Source organism: Streptomyces sp. NPDC049837 (assembly GCF_040674455.1).
Classification (GTDB): Bacteria; Actinomycetota; Actinomycetes; order Streptomycetales; family Streptomycetaceae; genus Streptomyces.
Window position 1 is genome coordinate 174,547 of record NZ_JBFAMP010000008.1, and the last position, 14,030, is coordinate 188,576.

Genomic DNA, 14,030 nt, shown 5'->3' on the forward strand with positions numbered 1-14,030 from the left:
GTGCTCAGTCATTTCCGGTTCCCCCGTCGTCGTCTTCCATGATCTCTCCTGTCGCCGTGTTCACGGCGGGAGCGGCCGGAGCCGCCTGGGCGAGGGCCACGGCCACGGCTTCGGCGGTCTTCCGGCCGAATCCCGGCACCTCGCAGATCTGCTCGATTGTCGCCTGCCGCAGCCGCTTCACCGAGCCGAAGTGTTTGATCAACGCCTGCTTGCGGGTGTCGCCCAGGCCCGGGACCGCGTCCAGCGGGCTGGTCCGTATCCGCTTGTGGCGCTTGGTGCGCTGGTAGCGGATGGCGAAGTCGTGAGCCGTGTCACGGACCCGCTGGAGGAGGTACAGCCCCTCGCTGGAGCGGGGCAGGACGACGGGGTCGTCGTCGCCGGGCAGCCAGACCTCTTCCAGGCGCTTGGCGAGGCCGCAGACGGCGATGTCGTCGATCCCGAGCTCGTCCAGGGCCCGCCGGGCGGCGGCGACCTGCGGCTGTCCGCCGTCGACCACGACGAGCTGCGGCGGGTACGCGAACTTCTTCGGCCGGCCGTCGTCCTCCGGCGCCCCGGCCGGGACCTCGCCGTCGGTCTCCTCCAGGGCCCACTCGCCGGTCTTCTCCTTCTCGGCGAGGTACCGCTTGAAGCGGCGGCTGATCACCTCGTGCATGGAGCGGACGTCGTCCTGGCCCTCGAAGCCCTTGATCTGGAAGCGGCGGTACTCGCTCTTGCGGGGCAGGCCGTCCTCGAAGACGACCATGGAGGCGACGACGTCCTCGCCCTGGAGGTGGGAGATGTCGAAGCACTCGATGCGCAGCGGCGCCGTCTCCAGGTCCAGGGCCTCGGCGATCTCCTCCAGCGCGCGCGAGCGGGTGGTCAGGTCGCTGGCGCGCTTGGTCTTGTGCAGCACCAGGGCCTGCTGGGCGTTGCGGCCCACGGTCTCCATCAGCGCCTTCTTGTCACCGCGCTGCGGGATGCGCAGGGAGACGTTCGACCCGCGGCGGGTGCTGAGCCACTGCGTGATCGCGTCCAGGTCCTCGGGAAGCGCCGGGACGAGGACCTCCTTGGGGACGGCGTCGCCGCTCTCCTCCCCGTACAACTGCTGGAGCGCGTGCTCGACGAGGCCCGCCGTGTCGACGGCCTCGACCTTGTCGGTGACCCAGCCGCGCTGGCCGCGCACCCGGCCGCCACGGACGTGGAAGATCTGCACGGCGGCTTCCAGCTCGTCCTCGGCGACGGCGATCAGGTCGGCGTCGGTGGCGTCGGCGAGGACGACGGCGCTCTTCTCCATGGCCCGCCTGAGGGCCTCTATGTCGTCACGGAGCCGGGCGGCCTTCTCGTACTCCATGTCCTCGGCCGCCAGCATCATGTCCTTCTCCAGGCGGCGGATGTACGTGCCGGTGCGGCCGGCCATGAAGTCGCAGAACTCCTCGGCCAGTTCCCGGTGCTCCTCCGGGTCCACGCGGCCCACGCACGGCGCCGAGCACTTGCCGATGTACCCGAGCAGGCAGGGGCGGCCGGTGCGCTCGGCGTTCTTGAACACCCCGGCCGAGCACGTACGCACGGGGAAGACGCGCAGCAGCAGGTCGACCGTGTCGCGGATGGCCCAGGCGTGGCTGTACGGCCCGAAGTACCGCACGCCCTTCTTCTTCTGGCCGCGCATGACCTGCACGCGCGGGAAGTCCTCATTGAGGGTGACGGCCAGGTACGGATAGCTCTTGTCGTCGCGGTACTTGACGTTGAACCGCGGGTCGAACTCCTTGATCCACGAGTACTCCAACTGGAGCGCCTCGACCTCGGTGGAGACCACGGTCCACTCGACGGAGGCGGCCGTGGTAACCATCGTGCGCGTGCGCGGGTGCAGGCCCGCCAGGTCCTGGAAGTAGTTGGCGAGCCGCTGGCGCAGGGACTTCGCCTTCCCGACGTAGATCACCCGGCGGTGCTCGTCACGGAATTTGTAGACCCCCGGCGAGTCGGGGATCTGTCCCGGCTTGGGGCGGTAGCTGGAGGGGTCTGCCATGTCTCACACCCTACTGGCGTCCACTGACACCACGGGTGTCCCCGAGGTGTCCGCGGAACGTCCGTGGAGCGCCTCCGGTGGGGACGGAAGCGCTCCACGGCGACCGCCGGGCCGGGCGGTGCCCGGCGCGGTGTCCCGGCGGGGCCGGGCGGCCCGGCGGCCCGGTGCCCCGGGGCGGGGCGGTCAGGTACGGCGGCGGCGCCGCGTACGGGCGGTGGCCAGGCCCGCCAGGGCGAGGCCGGCGAGTGCGGCTGCCGCCACGGGGGCGGCGGGCATGGCCGGCCCGGCGGGGGCGGAGGCGGCGGTGGTGGATGCGGCAGCGGAGGCGGTGGTGGCGGCGGTAGCGGAGGCGGGGGCTCCGTATCCGCCGGCGGCGCCCTTGCGGGCGTACGCCGTGCCGGGGAGCTTGTCCCCGTACGCCGCCGCGACCCGGTCCCGGTAGGCGGCGAGCGTGGTGCCGTTCGCGCCCACCGCGCGCGTGGCGTCCTCGTCCAGCGGGAGCACCTTGGTGCCCTTGTGGACGTACCAGGCGTCGATCTGGGGCTCGCGGAAGACCACCCCGCCGGGCAGTCGGCGGGCGCCCTCGCGCGCGTACCGGATCTCGTCGTCGCCGGTCGCGATGTTCACGACCTGCCATCCCTTGGCGCCCTGGCGGGCGGTCCACACGGACGCCTTCTGTCCGTCCGAGGAGACCGCCCCGGCGGCGTGGAACTCGATCCTCGCCACCGGTGCCCCCGGCCTGCCCGCCACGAAGCTGGGCGACAGGACGCGTACGGGGACGGTGGAGCCCTCGATGCGGGGCTGCGCGGCGGACCGCGTCACGGCACCGTCGCGGGCGAAGAACCGCGACAGCGTGTCGAGGGTGGCGGGGGCGGTCACCGCCGCGCCGGGGGTGTCGGCGGCGGTGGCGGTGGGGGCGGCGAGGAGCAGCAGTGCGGGGGCGAGCGCGGCGGCTGCCGTGACACGACCTCGGGTCATCGGTCTCACGCCCCTATCCGGTAGAGCGAGTGGGTCCAGGAGAAGGAGTTGTTGTCGACGTACCAGGCGTGCGACGCCCAGTTGTAGCGGTCGCTGGAGGGCCAGGGGTCGCCCCAGTACACCCAGTTGCTCGCGTCGTCGTAGCCGTAGATCACGTGCATGTGGCCACCGCCGCTCGACCACTGGATGCGGGTTTCGACCGGGCGGTTGGCGTTGATCTCGGTCTGCACGGTCGAGTAGCGCAGCCAGCCGTCGACGTACGAGCCCGGGTTGATGCCGGCCCAGCGCAGCCCGGTCTGTACGTTGCCGAGCGTGGCCTGCCAGTTGGGGCAGTCGGTGCCCTGCTGCCGGTTGAAGGCGGCGTTGCAGAACTGGTTCTGCGAGTACGAACGGCCGAACCAGGCGGCGATGGTGTTGCCGCCGGCGGCCCAGCACCAGTTGGTCTTCTGCTGTGCCTGCATGGTGATGTTCAGGCGCTTGGCGGCGAGCGCCGTCGCGGGGTTCTCCTGGGCGGTGGCGGCGGTCACCGGGAGGGAGAGGACGGTGGTGGCGGCGAGGAGCACCGCGAGGACGAACTGCCTTGCCTTTCCTGGGGGGTTGTTCGGATTGCGCATCGCGTTCCTCCGGCTGGGGATGTGGGGAGGGAGGATCGCGTCCGGACGCTGCTGGGAGCATCGATCGTTGTCGGGAGCAGGTCAACACGCTTCAATGCGGGGTGACACCGCGCTGTGAACGCCACTGGTTGACGAGTGAACGGATCCCCGCCCCCACCAGCCCGCCCGTCACCACCGGCCCGGAGTCGCACCGCCCCGTCGTGAACGTTCACTGAGGACTCCCCATGGCACACACCGAGACCGATCTGGCGCAGATCCTGCACACCGGCCCCTTCCACCTGGCACTGCGCGCGGCCCTGGCGGTGCGCGGGCTGCCGCTCCAGCGGGTCCAGCACCATCTGGCCCACCGCGGCATCAAGGTCGGGGTGACCAGCCTCTGCTACTGGCAGCAGGGCGCCCGCCGGCCGCAGCGGCCGGAGTCGCTGAAGGCGGTGCGAGCCCTGGAGGAGCTGCTCCAGCTCCCCGGCGAGTCACTGATCCGGCTGCTCGGCGACCCGGTCGCGGAGGGAACGGCGGCGACCAGGCCTGCGGGGCGTTCCTACCGGTCGCTGGTGGAGGCGTCCGGCGTGGTGGAGCAGTTGATCGCGGAGCTGGAGACGCCGGCGGACGGCGGGCTGCACACGGTGGGGCACCAGGAGCGGGTACGGATAGGGGCGGCGCGGGAGCTGGTCGGCCGGGACTCGCAGCAGGTCGTGCGGGCCCACCGGGACGGCGTCGACCGCTACCTGGCCATCCACCACGGGGACCCCGGCTGCGACCCGGAGCGGGTGGTCGTACGGGCGGGCGAGAACTGCCGTACGGGGCGGGTGCGGCGGCACGCGGAGACCGGGGTGGTGGTCGCGGAGCTGCTGTTCGACGCGCGGCTGCGGGCGGGCGAGACGTACTTCTTCGGGTACGGCTTCGAGGACGGCACGGGCGGGGTGAGCGGCGAGTACGTGCGCGGCTTCAGCTTCGCGGGCGGGCAGTACGTCCTTCAGGTGCGGTTCCACGAGAGCGCCCTGCCGGTACGGTGCCGGCGCTTCGCCCAGACGTCGGCGGGCGCGCCGCGCGGTGCCCGCGGCGACCTGACGCTGAGCGGACGGCACCGCACGGTCCATTTCGTGGAGCAGGGGGTCCGGCCCGGGATTCTGGGGATCGACTGGGACTGGGAGTGACCCCTTTACGCGGCTTACACGGCTTACACGGCTTACGCGTCGGGGCCGGCGACGAGCTTGCCGTCGGTGACCTTGACCGGGACCTCGGGCAGGGCGGCGGTCGCCGGGCCCTTGAGCGGCTGGCCGGTCGTGACGTCGAAACGGCTGCCGTGGCAGGGGCAGTTGCCCTCGGTGCCCTCGACCTTGTCGAAGACGCACCCCGCGTGCGTGCACTGGGCGCTGAACGCCTTGTACTGGCCCTTCGCGGGGCAGCTCACCACCAGGCGCTGCTCGCGGTAGAGCTTGGCACCGCCGACCGGCACCGCGTCCGCCGCGCCCAGGTCCACGGGAGCGGTCGGGGTGGGGGTCTGGGCGTGGCCGAGCTTCGACTCGGTGGAGCAGGCGGCCGCGCCGAGCCCGGCGGCACCGGCGAGGGCGGCGCCTTTCAGCACGGTACGGCGGGCGGTCGGCTGGCCGGGCATGGGGGCTCCACGGTGGGCTGGGGGCAGCGGGTGACGGAACCGACGATACCGGGGTAGATCGGCGGCCCTTCGCCCGGGTTCGGGGGCTGTCGTGGGCGGAGGCGATGGGCTACGTTCGGGCTCATGATCGTCGCCGCGGGAGAGTCCCTGATCGACCTCGTTCCCGACGCTCCGCCGGGCACCGGGCCGCTGTCGGCCCTGGTGCCGCGACGGGGCGGCGGCCCGTACAACACGGCGGTGGCGCTGGGCCGGCTCGGTGCCGAGGCCGCCTTCTGCTCGCGGGTCTCCACGGACGCGTTCGGCGAGGCGCTGCTGGAGGGGCTGCGAGCCGCGGACGTCGCGACCGGCCTCGTACAGCGCGGTCCCGAACCGACGACGCTGGCGGTGGCGTCGGTCGGGGCGGACGGTTCGGCGGGGTACTCCTTCTACGCGGAGGGCACGGCCGACCGGCTCTTCGAGCTGCCCGGGCCACTGCCGGAGGCGGTACGGGCCATCGCCTTCGGCACGTGCTCGCTGGTCCTGGAACCGGGCGCGAGCGCGTACGAGGCGCTGCTGCGGCGGGAGGCGGAGCGGGGGGTGCTCACGCTGCTGGACCCGAACGTCCGGCCCGGCCTGATCCCCGACGCGGACGCCTACCGGGCGCGCTTCGTGGGCTGGCTCCCGTACGTCTCGCTGCTGAAGCTGTCCGAGGAGGACGCGCGGTGGTTGGGCGGCTCGCCGGAGGAGTGGCTGGCGAAGGGGCCGTCGGCGGTGGTGCTGACCCGGGGCGGGAACGGGCTGACGGTCTTCACGGGCGACCTGACCGTCTCGGTGCCCGGGGCCCCGGTGACGGTCGCCGACACCATCGGCGCGGGCGACACGGTCAACGCGGCGCTGCTGCACGGCCTGGGCGACCGGCCCCTGTCCGCGCTGGACGCCCCGGCCTGGGCGGACCTGCTGTCCTTCGCCGCCCGCGCGGCGGCGATCACCTGCTCCCGCCCGGGCGCGGAGCCCCCGTACGCCGCGGAGCTCACGCGTCCCGCCTGACGCCCCGGCGCGCCCAGGGCCGAGCCGGTGCCTGGCGCGGGACGGCCCGCCGGGGACGCCCCTGAGGGCCGCCCCGCGCAGCCCGGCTCGGCCGGGTTTCGCCGGGCCGGGCCCGCCGAAGAGCCGAGCCGGCCGCCCGGGCTCGTGCCGCGCCGGGCGTCCGGACCCCGTACCGCGCCGCGCGTCCGCCCGGCTACGCACCGGCCGCGGCCAGGACGTCCGGGCAGGACGTCCCGGCCAGGGCGCACCCATCAGGACCAGCCGTCGGGGCGCAACGTCCCGGCCAGGGCGCTCCGGACAGGACGTCCGTCAGGACGTGGTGGACCGGGCCGTCTGCTTCTTCGGCTTGGTGGTCTTGGCCGTGGCCGTCTTGCGGGGTACCCCGTCCACCGCCGAGACCGTCTTCCTCGTGGCCGTCCGCTTCCGCGCCGCCGGTACCGCCGGTGCCGCGTCGCTGATGCGGTCCGCGCCGAGGATGTCCCGGAGGAACTTGCCGGTGTGGCTGGCAGGGACGCCCGCGACCTGCTCGGGCGTACCCTCGGCGACGACCAGGCCGCCGCCGCTGCCGCCTTCGGGGCCCATGTCGACGACCCAGTCGGCCGTCTTGATGACGTCCAGGTTGTGCTCGATGACGATCACCGAGTTGCCCTTGTCGACGAGGTTGGACAGGACGTTGATCAGCTTCGAGATGTCCTCGAAGTGCAGACCGGTGGTCGGCTCGTCCAGGACGTACACCGTGCGGCCCGTCGACCGCTTCTGGAGCTCGGACGCCAGCTTCACGCGCTGCGCCTCGCCACCGGAGAGCGTCGGCGCGGGCTGGCCCAGCCGGACGTACCCGAGGCCGACCTCGGTGAGGGTGCGCAGGTGGCGTGCGATCGTCGGGACGGCCTCGAAGAACTCCAGGGCCTCCTCGATCGGCATGTCCAGCACCTCGGCGATGGACTTGCCCTTGTAGTGGACGTCCAGGGTCTCCCGGTTGTAGCGCGCCCCGTGGCAGACCTCGCACGGGACGTACACGTCCGGCAGGAAGTTCATCTCGATCTTGATGGTGCCGTCACCGGCGCAGTTCTCGCAGCGGCCGCCCTTGACGTTGAAGGAGAACCGGCCCGGCAGGTAGCCCCGGACCTTCGCCTCCATCGTCTCGGCGAACAGCTTGCGGACGTGGTCGAAGACACCGGTGTACGTCGCCGGGTTGGAGCGCGGCGTGCGGCCGATGGGCGACTGGTCGACGTGGACGACCTTGTCGACGAGGTCGTCGCCGTCCACGCGCGTGTGCCGCCCGGGCACGGACTTGGCGCCGTTGAGCTCGCGCGCCAGGTGTGTGTACAGGATGTCGTTGACCAGCGTCGACTTGCCGGAGCCGGACACCCCGGTGACCGCCGTGAGGACGCCGAGCGGGAAGGAGACGTCGATGTCCCGCAGGTTGTTCTCCCGGGCGCCGTGCACGGTCAGCCGCCGTGCCGGGTCCACCGGGCGGCGGATGTCCGGCACCGGGATGGACCGCTTCCCGGCCAGGTACTGCCCGGTCATGGAGTCCTTGTTGGCCAAGAGCTCCTTCAACGGGCCCGAGTGCACGACCTTGCCGCCGTGCTCGCCCGCGCCGGGGCCGATGTCGACGACCCAGTCGGCCACCTTGATGGTGTCCTCGTCGTGCTCGACGACGATCAGGGTGTTGCCCATGTCGCGCAGTCGTACCAGGGTCTCGATGAGCCGGTGGTTGTCGCGCTGGTGCAGGCCGATGGACGGCTCGTCCAGGACGTACAGCACGCCCACCAGGCCGGAGCCGATCTGGGTGGCCAGCCGGATGCGCTGGGCCTCGCCGCCGGACAGCGTGCCGGCCGCGCGGTTCAGCGACAGGTAGTCCAGGCCCACGTCGACCAGGAAGCGCAGCCGTTCGTTGACCTCCTTGAGCACCCGCTCGGCGATCTTCTTGTCGCGGGCGTTCAGCTTCAGCTCGCCGAGGAAGTCGGCGCACTCGCTGATGGACATCGCGGAGACCTCCGCGATGGACTTCTCCATGACCGTGACCGCGAGGACGATCGGCTTGAGCCGGGTGCCCTCACACGTGGGGCAGGGCACCTCGCGCATGTAGCCCTCGAAGCGCTCCCTGCTGGAGTCGCTCTCGGCCTCGCTGTGGCGCCGCTTGACGAAGGAGACGGCGCCTTCGAAGGCGGGCGTGGTGTACGCCCGCTCCCGGCCGTACCGGTTGCGGTAGCGCACCTCGACCTGGGTCTTGTGCCCGTACAGCAGCGCCTTCTTGGCGCGGGCGGGCAGCCCGGCCCAGGGGATGTCGGTGCGGAAGCCGAGGGCCTGGGACAGCCCGCCGATCAGCCGCCCGAAGTACTCCTTGGTGTGGCCGTGCGACCAGGGGTGGATCGCGCCCTCGTCGAGGGACCGCTCCTCGTCGGGGACCACCAGCTCCGGGTCGACCTCCATGCGCGTACCGATGCCGGTGCACTCGGGACAGGCGCCGAAGGGCGAGTTGAAGGAGAAGGAGCGGGGCTCCAGCTCCTCGAAGGACAGGTCGTCGTACGGGCAGTACAGGTGCTCCGAGTACATCCGCTCGCGCTCGGGGTCGTCCTCGGGGAGGTCGACGAAGTCGAGCACGACCATGCCGCCGGACAGGCCCAGCGCGGTCTCGACGGAGTCGGTCAGCCGCCGCTTGGCGCTGTCCTTGACCGTGAGGCGGTCGACGACCACCTCGATGGTGTGCTTCTCCTGCTTCTTCAGCGTGGGCGGCTCGGCGAGCTGGATGGTCTTCCCGTCCACCCGGGCCCGGCTGTAGCCCTTGGTCTGGAGGTCGGCGAAGAGGTCGACGAACTCGCCCTTGCGCTCGCGCACCAGCGGCGACAGGACCTGGAAGCGGCTGCTCTCGGGCAGCTCCAGCACCTTGTCGACGATGGCCTGCGGCGACTGGCGCGAGATGGGCCGGCGGCACTCGGGGCAGTGCGGCTTGCCGATGCGCGCGAAGAGCAGCCGCAGGTAGTCGTAGACCTCGGTGATGGTGCCGACCGTGGAGCGCGGGTTGCGCGAGGTCGACTTCTGGTCGATCGAGACGGCCGGGGAGAGGCCCTCGATGAAGTCGACGTCCGGCTTGTCCATCTGGCCGAGGAACTGCCGGGCGTAGGAGGAGAGCGACTCGACGTACCGGCGCTGCCCCTCGGCGAAGATCGTGTCGAACGCGAGGGAGGACTTGCCCGACCCCGAGAGCCCGGTGAAAACGATGAGGGAGTCGCGCGGGAGGTCGAGCGAGACGTTCTTCAGATTGTGCTCGCGCGCGCCACGGACGATGAGACGGTCGGCCACGCCGGTCCGCACCTTTCTTGAGAGAAGCGGGGGCACAGCCCCCGTCCCAGACTGTTCAAGCCTACGGGGGGCCGCCAAATGGATGGATGCCTGACTTTCAAGGATGCCTCCACCGAGCGTATAGCACGTGCATTCGATTTCCGGCCGCGCTCCGCCACCTTCACCCGATCGTGTGGCGGCGCTAGGGTCAGCAGCATGATCGACCATGTGCATGACCTGGCCTCTGTACGTGAGGCGACCGACCGGCTGCTCACCGCGACCGCCAAACTCGACGACGCCGCCCTGGCCGCTCCCTCGCGGCTCCCGGGCTGGACGCGCGGCCACGTCCTGGCCCACCTCGCCCGCAACGCCGACGCCCTCGTGAACGTCCTCCAGGGCCGCCCGATGTACGTCAGCGCCGAGGCACGCGACGCCGACATCGAGCGCGACGCCCACCGGCCCCTGGCGGTCCAGCTCGACGACGTCCGCGAGAGCGCCGCCCGCTTCCAGGCGGAGAGCGACGTCCCGGCCGACTGGGACCGCACGGTGGAGCTGCGCAACGGTGTGACCGACCGGGCCGCGCGGCTGCCCTTCCGCCGCCTCGTCGAGGTGGAGCTGCACCACGTCGACCTGGGCGTCGGGTACGAGCTGGAGGACCTGCCGCAGGAGTTCACCGAGCGCGAGATCGACTTCCTGGCCGAACGCTTCACCGGCCATCCCACCGTACCGCCGACCCGCCTGGTGGCCACCGGCACCGGCGACGCGGCCGGCAAGGAGTGGCGCACGGGCGGCGACGAGGGCGCCGCGGTGACCGTCTCCGGCCCGGCGCCGGACCTCCTCGGCTGGCTCGCGGGCCGCCGCGACGGTGCGGCGCTGGAGGTCTCGGGTGGCACCCTTCCCGTACTGCCCCCGCTATAGGCTGGAAACATGACGTACAGCGGAGCGGTGAAGGTGGGCGGACCCGCCGATGTGCACGAGCTGACGGACCTGATGATCTCCAAGGTCGCGGTCGGGACGATGGACAACAACTCCTACCTGCTGCGCTGCCGGGCCACCGGCGAGCAGCTCCTGATCGACGCGGCCAGCGAGCCCGCGACACTGCTCCGGCTGATCGGTGACGACGGCATCGCGTCCGTCGTCACCACCCACCGCCACCGCGACCACTGGGACGCGCTGGCGGAAGTGGTGGCGGCCACCGGCGCCCGTACGTACGCCGGGCGGTACGACGCCGAAGGCATCGACGTCCCGACGGACGTGCCGGTCGACGACGGGGACACGATCAGGGTCGGCCGGGTGGAGCTCACCGCCCGCCGGATGGTGGGGCACACCCCCGGCTCGATCGTTCTCATCTACGACGACCCGCACGGCCACCCGCACGTCTTCACCGGCGACTGCCTCTTCCCCGGCGGCGTCGGCAACACCTGGAAGGACCCCGACGCCTTCGCCAGCCTGATCCTCGACGTCGAGACGAAGCTGTTCGACGTGCTGCCGGACGAGACCTGGATCTACCCGGGCCACGGCAAGGACACCACGCTGGGCGAGGAGCGCCCGAAGCTCCCGGAGTGGCGCGAGCGCGGCTGGTAGACACACTCCCGGCCGCTGGACACTCCCGTGCGACCCCCGTGCGCCCCGTAACCCGGGCGGGTCGTGGGTAGTTGGCGCGACATGCGCCAGAGTCATAGTCCGCGTGCGTCCTCGACCACGCCCTCCATGGTGCGGCTCGCCGCCGCCTCGCTCGCCGGGACCGCCGTCGAGTTCTACGACTTCTTCGTCTACGGGACGGCGGCCGCGCTGGTCCTGGGACCGCTGTTCTTTCCGACGTTCTCGCCGGTCGCCGGGACGCTGGCGGCTTTCGGTACGTTCGCGATCGGTTTCCTTTCGCGTCCGCTCGGTTCCGTCATCTTCGGGCACATCGGTGACCGGTACGGGCGGCGGCCGGTGATGTTCGCGTCCCTGGTGCTGACCGGGGCCGCGACCGTCGCGGTGGGCTGCGTGCCGTCGTACGAGACACTCGGCGTGGCCGCTCCGGTGCTGCTGCTGGTACTGCGGTTCCTCCAGGGGCTGGGGCTCGGCGGGGAGTGGGGCGGGGCGGTGCTGCTGACGGCGGAACACGCGCCCGAGCGGCGGCGCGCGCTGTGGGCGAGCTTCCCGCAGATCGGCCCCGCGGTCGGGTTCCTGCTGGCGAACGGGGTGATGCTGGCGCTCTCGGCGGGGCTGAGCGACGCCCAGTTCCGGGAGTGGGGCTGGCGCGTGCCGTTCTGGGCGGCGGGGCTGCTGGCGGCCGGAGGGCTGCTGCTGCGTACGTCGCTGACGGAGACGCCCCAGTTCCGGGAGCTGGCCGAGACCGGCACGCGCGCGAGCGCGCCGCTGGTGGAGGTGGCGCGCGGGCACTGGCGGCTGGTGCTGCTGACGGCCGGGGCGCTGGCGGTCGGGTACGCCGTGTTCTACGCGGTGTCCACGTGGGCGCTGGCGTACGGCACGGAGCGGCTCGGGGTGAGCCGTACCGTGATGCTCGTCTGCATCATGGCGGCGGTGGCGGTCAAGGGGGTGGCCACGCCGTTCGCCGCGATGCTGGGCGACCGTTACGGGCGGCGGCCGCTGTGCCTGGCGGGGTGCGCGGCCGCCGCGCTGTGGATGTTCCCGATGGTGAGCCTGCTGCACACGGGGCGGCCGCTGCTGATGTTCCTGGGCTTCACGGGCGCGCTGCTGGCGTTCATCACCATGTTCGCCGTGGTCGCCGCGTATCTGCCGGAGCTGTACGAGCCGAGGGTGCGCTGCACCGGCGCGGCCGTCGGGTACAACCTGGCGGGCGTGCTGGGTGGGGCGCTGACCCCGATCGTGGCCACGGCCGCGGCCGGCGGATCCGGGCCGCCGTGGGGCGTGGCCGCGTACCTGACGGGGATCGCGCTGCTCAGTCTGGGCTGCTTCGCCCTGCTGCCGGAGACGCTGCCCAAACCGGTGGCGCGGCCCGCCATGGAGTCGGCCACCGCATGAGGCCCCGGCGCCCTAGCGCAGATCCTGCCGCGCCATGAGATCGCAGTTGGTGAAGGCCGGGGGCCTGGTGCACAGGGCGGACAGCTTCTCGGCGATCTTCTGGGTGTCGGGGTCGTCGTTGTTGCGCATGGCGTCCTCATGGGACGCGAAGCCCACGATCGCCAGATAGCGGTTGGGGTTGTCGCGGTCGCGCAGCAGGATGCGGTCGACCGGGCCGTAGTCCTTGTCGGCCAGCGAGGCCCTGCGCTCTTCCAGCAGGGCCTCCAGTTCGTCGATGCGCTCGGTCTCGAAGTCGATGATCTGCGTGAACTTCATGGGTGTCTCCACGCCGGGGGCCCCTCATGAGCGGGGGCGTTCACCGTCCAAACAAGCACCGGCCGGTGCGGGTCGCAATGCGAGCCCGTACCGGCCGGTGCCGTGCTGTGCCGGCGTCGGTCACTCAGGCGCCGACGCTGTCCTTCGGGGTCTCCTGCTCGGCGGCCTCGCGCTCCGCCTGCTTCTTGGAGGCGATCAGGCTGGTGATCGTGGTGATGATCAGCACGCCGCAGATGACCGCCAGCGAGAACGGGATGGAGATCTCGGGCACGTGCACCCCGGACTCGTGCAGGGCGTGCAGCACCAGCTTGACGCCGATGAAGCCGAGGATCACCGACAGGCCGTAGCTCAGGTGGACCAGCTTCTTCAGCAGGCCGCCGATGAGGAAGTAGAGCTGTCGCAGACCCATCAGGGCGAAGGCGTTGGCGGTGAAGACGATGTACGGGTCCTGGGTCAGGCCGAAGATCGCGGGGATGGAGTCCAGCGCGAACAGGACGTCCGTGGTGCCGATGGCGAGCATGACGACCATCAGCGGGGTCAGCACCCGCTTGCCGTTGTTGCGGATGAAGAGCTTGGTGCCGTGGTACTTGTCGGCGACACCGAAGCGGTTCTCGATGGACTTGAGGAGGCGGTTCTCCTCGAACTCCTCTTCCGGCTCATCGGCACGCGCTTCCTGGATGAGCTTCCAGGCGGTGTAGATCAGGAACGCGCCGAAGATGTAGAAGACCCAGGAGAAGCTGGCGATGATCGCCGCGCCCGCGGCGATGAATATCGCGCGGAGGACCAGGGCCACCAGAACACCGATGAGCAGCACCCGCTGCTGGAGGTGGCTGGGCACCGAGAACTTCGCCATGATCAGGACGAAGACGAAGAGGTTGTCGACGCTCAGCGACTTCTCGGTGATGTAACCGGCGAAGAACTCGCCGGACGCCTGGCTCTCGCCGAAGAACAGCAGTCCCAGACCGAACAGTGCGGCGAGGACGATCCAGACGACCGTCCAGGTACCGGCTTCCTTGATCGATACGTCATGGGGCTTGCGCCCGATGAAGAAGTCGACCGCGATCAGGGCGGACAGACCAAGAACGGTCGCCACCCACAGACTCATCGAAACGTCCACTGCGCCTCCGGCGTCGTACGGCTACTGATCAGCGTCGTCGCTGCCGGAGGTCTCTTCCACCCGGGCGGCCCGGCGTCCTTCACC

General features: G+C 71.4%; 12 protein-coding genes. 5 read left to right on the forward strand and 7 right to left on the reverse strand.

Translation table 11 applies throughout. The features are described 5' to 3' along the window. Positions 1 to 4 precede the first annotated feature (4 nt). The 3 genes from uvrC to AB0J57_RS22670 form a co-directional block, all read right to left on the reverse strand. Positions 5 to 2,002 (reverse strand): excinuclease ABC subunit UvrC, encoded by a 1,998-nt coding sequence (uvrC, locus tag AB0J57_RS22660; RefSeq protein WP_366130086.1) that lies wholly within the window; start codon positions 2,000 to 2,002, stop codon positions 5 to 7. 183 nt (positions 2,003 to 2,185) lie between these two features. Continuing rightward, on the reverse strand, positions 2,186 to 2,980 hold the full coding sequence (locus AB0J57_RS22665; RefSeq protein ID WP_366130087.1) for a hypothetical protein: 795 nt from the start codon (positions 2,978 to 2,980) through the stop codon (positions 2,186 to 2,188). Between the two features lie 5 nt (positions 2,981 to 2,985). Next, positions 2,986 to 3,594 carry a papain-like cysteine protease family protein gene (locus AB0J57_RS22670; protein ID WP_366130088.1) on the reverse strand — a complete coding sequence of 203 codons (609 nt, stop codon included), beginning with the start codon at positions 3,592 to 3,594 and terminating at the stop codon, positions 2,986 to 2,988. 224 nt (positions 3,595 to 3,818) lie between these two features. Here AB0J57_RS22670 and AB0J57_RS22675 point away from each other — a divergent pair, with 224 nt between their 5' ends. Beyond that, on the forward strand, positions 3,819 to 4,748 hold the full coding sequence (locus AB0J57_RS22675) for a hypothetical protein (RefSeq protein ID WP_366130089.1): 930 nt from the start codon (positions 3,819 to 3,821) through the stop codon (positions 4,746 to 4,748). A 32-nt stretch (positions 4,749 to 4,780) separates the two neighbouring features. On the opposite strand, the gene AB0J57_RS22680 is transcribed toward AB0J57_RS22675, so the two are convergent. After that, positions 4,781 to 5,209 (reverse strand): Rieske (2Fe-2S) protein, encoded by a 429-nt coding sequence (locus AB0J57_RS22680; RefSeq protein WP_366130090.1) that lies wholly within the window; start codon positions 5,207 to 5,209, stop codon positions 4,781 to 4,783. Positions 5,210 to 5,332: 123 nt separating this feature from the next. On the opposite strand from AB0J57_RS22680, the gene AB0J57_RS22685 reads away from it, so the two are divergent. Then, the gene (locus AB0J57_RS22685; RefSeq protein WP_366130091.1) at positions 5,333 to 6,235 is read left to right on the forward strand and encodes a carbohydrate kinase; all 903 of its coding nucleotides are present in this window, start codon (positions 5,333 to 5,335) and stop codon (positions 6,233 to 6,235) included. Between the two features lie 309 nt (positions 6,236 to 6,544). Here AB0J57_RS22685 and uvrA read toward each other — a convergent pair whose 3' ends face one another. Beyond that, positions 6,545 to 9,541 (reverse strand): excinuclease ABC subunit UvrA, encoded by a 2,997-nt coding sequence (uvrA, locus tag AB0J57_RS22690; protein ID WP_366130092.1) that lies wholly within the window; start codon positions 9,539 to 9,541, stop codon positions 6,545 to 6,547. 195 nt (positions 9,542 to 9,736) lie between these two features. Between uvrA and AB0J57_RS22695 the strand changes: the two genes are divergently transcribed. The 3 genes from AB0J57_RS22695 to AB0J57_RS22705 all read left to right on the forward strand — a co-directional run bounded on the left by AB0J57_RS22695 (position 9,737) and on the right by AB0J57_RS22705 (position 12,514). Then, positions 9,737 to 10,438 (forward strand): maleylpyruvate isomerase family mycothiol-dependent enzyme, encoded by a 702-nt coding sequence (locus AB0J57_RS22695; RefSeq protein WP_366130093.1) that lies wholly within the window; start codon positions 9,737 to 9,739, stop codon positions 10,436 to 10,438. A 9-nt stretch (positions 10,439 to 10,447) separates the two neighbouring features. Next, the gene (locus AB0J57_RS22700; RefSeq protein WP_366130094.1) at positions 10,448 to 11,104 is read left to right on the forward strand and encodes an MBL fold metallo-hydrolase; all 657 of its coding nucleotides are present in this window, start codon (positions 10,448 to 10,450) and stop codon (positions 11,102 to 11,104) included. A gap of 126 nt (positions 11,105 to 11,230) precedes the next feature. Further along, the gene (locus tag AB0J57_RS22705; protein ID WP_366130259.1) at positions 11,231 to 12,514 is read left to right on the forward strand and encodes an MFS transporter; all 1,284 of its coding nucleotides are present in this window, start codon (positions 11,231 to 11,233) and stop codon (positions 12,512 to 12,514) included. A 12-nt stretch (positions 12,515 to 12,526) separates the two neighbouring features. On the opposite strand, the gene AB0J57_RS22710 is transcribed toward AB0J57_RS22705, so the two are convergent. Together AB0J57_RS22710 and AB0J57_RS22715 are read right to left on the reverse strand one after the other, a co-directional pair. Further along, positions 12,527 to 12,829 carry an RNA-binding protein gene (locus tag AB0J57_RS22710; RefSeq protein WP_366130095.1) on the reverse strand — a complete coding sequence of 101 codons (303 nt, stop codon included), beginning with the start codon at positions 12,827 to 12,829 and terminating at the stop codon, positions 12,527 to 12,529. A 124-nt stretch (positions 12,830 to 12,953) separates the two neighbouring features. Next, entirely contained in the window at positions 12,954 to 13,946 is a 993-nt protein-coding gene (locus AB0J57_RS22715) for a TerC/Alx family metal homeostasis membrane protein (protein WP_366130096.1), read from the reverse strand. Between the last annotated feature and the right edge of the window lie 84 nt (positions 13,947 to 14,030).

Coding starts and splice junctions, on each gene's coding strand:
- AB0J57_RS22665 (WP_366130087.1), bottom strand. CDS start 2,980: ATGACCCGAGGTCGTGTCACGGCAGCCGCCGCGCTCGCCCCCGCACTG.
- AB0J57_RS22700 (WP_366130094.1), top strand. CDS start 10,448: ATGACGTACAGCGGAGCGGTGAAGGTGGGCGGACCCGCCGATGTGCAC.
- AB0J57_RS22680 (WP_366130090.1), bottom strand. CDS start 5,209: ATGCCCGGCCAGCCGACCGCCCGCCGTACCGTGCTGAAAGGCGCCGCC.
- AB0J57_RS22710 (WP_366130095.1), bottom strand. CDS start 12,829: ATGAAGTTCACGCAGATCATCGACTTCGAGACCGAGCGCATCGACGAA.
- AB0J57_RS22685 (WP_366130091.1), top strand. CDS start 5,333: ATGATCGTCGCCGCGGGAGAGTCCCTGATCGACCTCGTTCCCGACGCT.
- AB0J57_RS22670 (WP_366130088.1), bottom strand. CDS start 3,594: ATGCGCAATCCGAACAACCCCCCAGGAAAGGCAAGGCAGTTCGTCCTC.
- AB0J57_RS22695 (WP_366130093.1), top strand. CDS start 9,737: ATGATCGACCATGTGCATGACCTGGCCTCTGTACGTGAGGCGACCGAC.
- uvrC (WP_366130086.1), bottom strand. CDS start 2,002: ATGGCAGACCCCTCCAGCTACCGCCCCAAGCCGGGACAGATCCCCGAC.
- AB0J57_RS22705 (WP_366130259.1), top strand. CDS start 11,231: ATGGTGCGGCTCGCCGCCGCCTCGCTCGCCGGGACCGCCGTCGAGTTC.
- AB0J57_RS22675 (WP_366130089.1), top strand. CDS start 3,819: ATGGCACACACCGAGACCGATCTGGCGCAGATCCTGCACACCGGCCCC.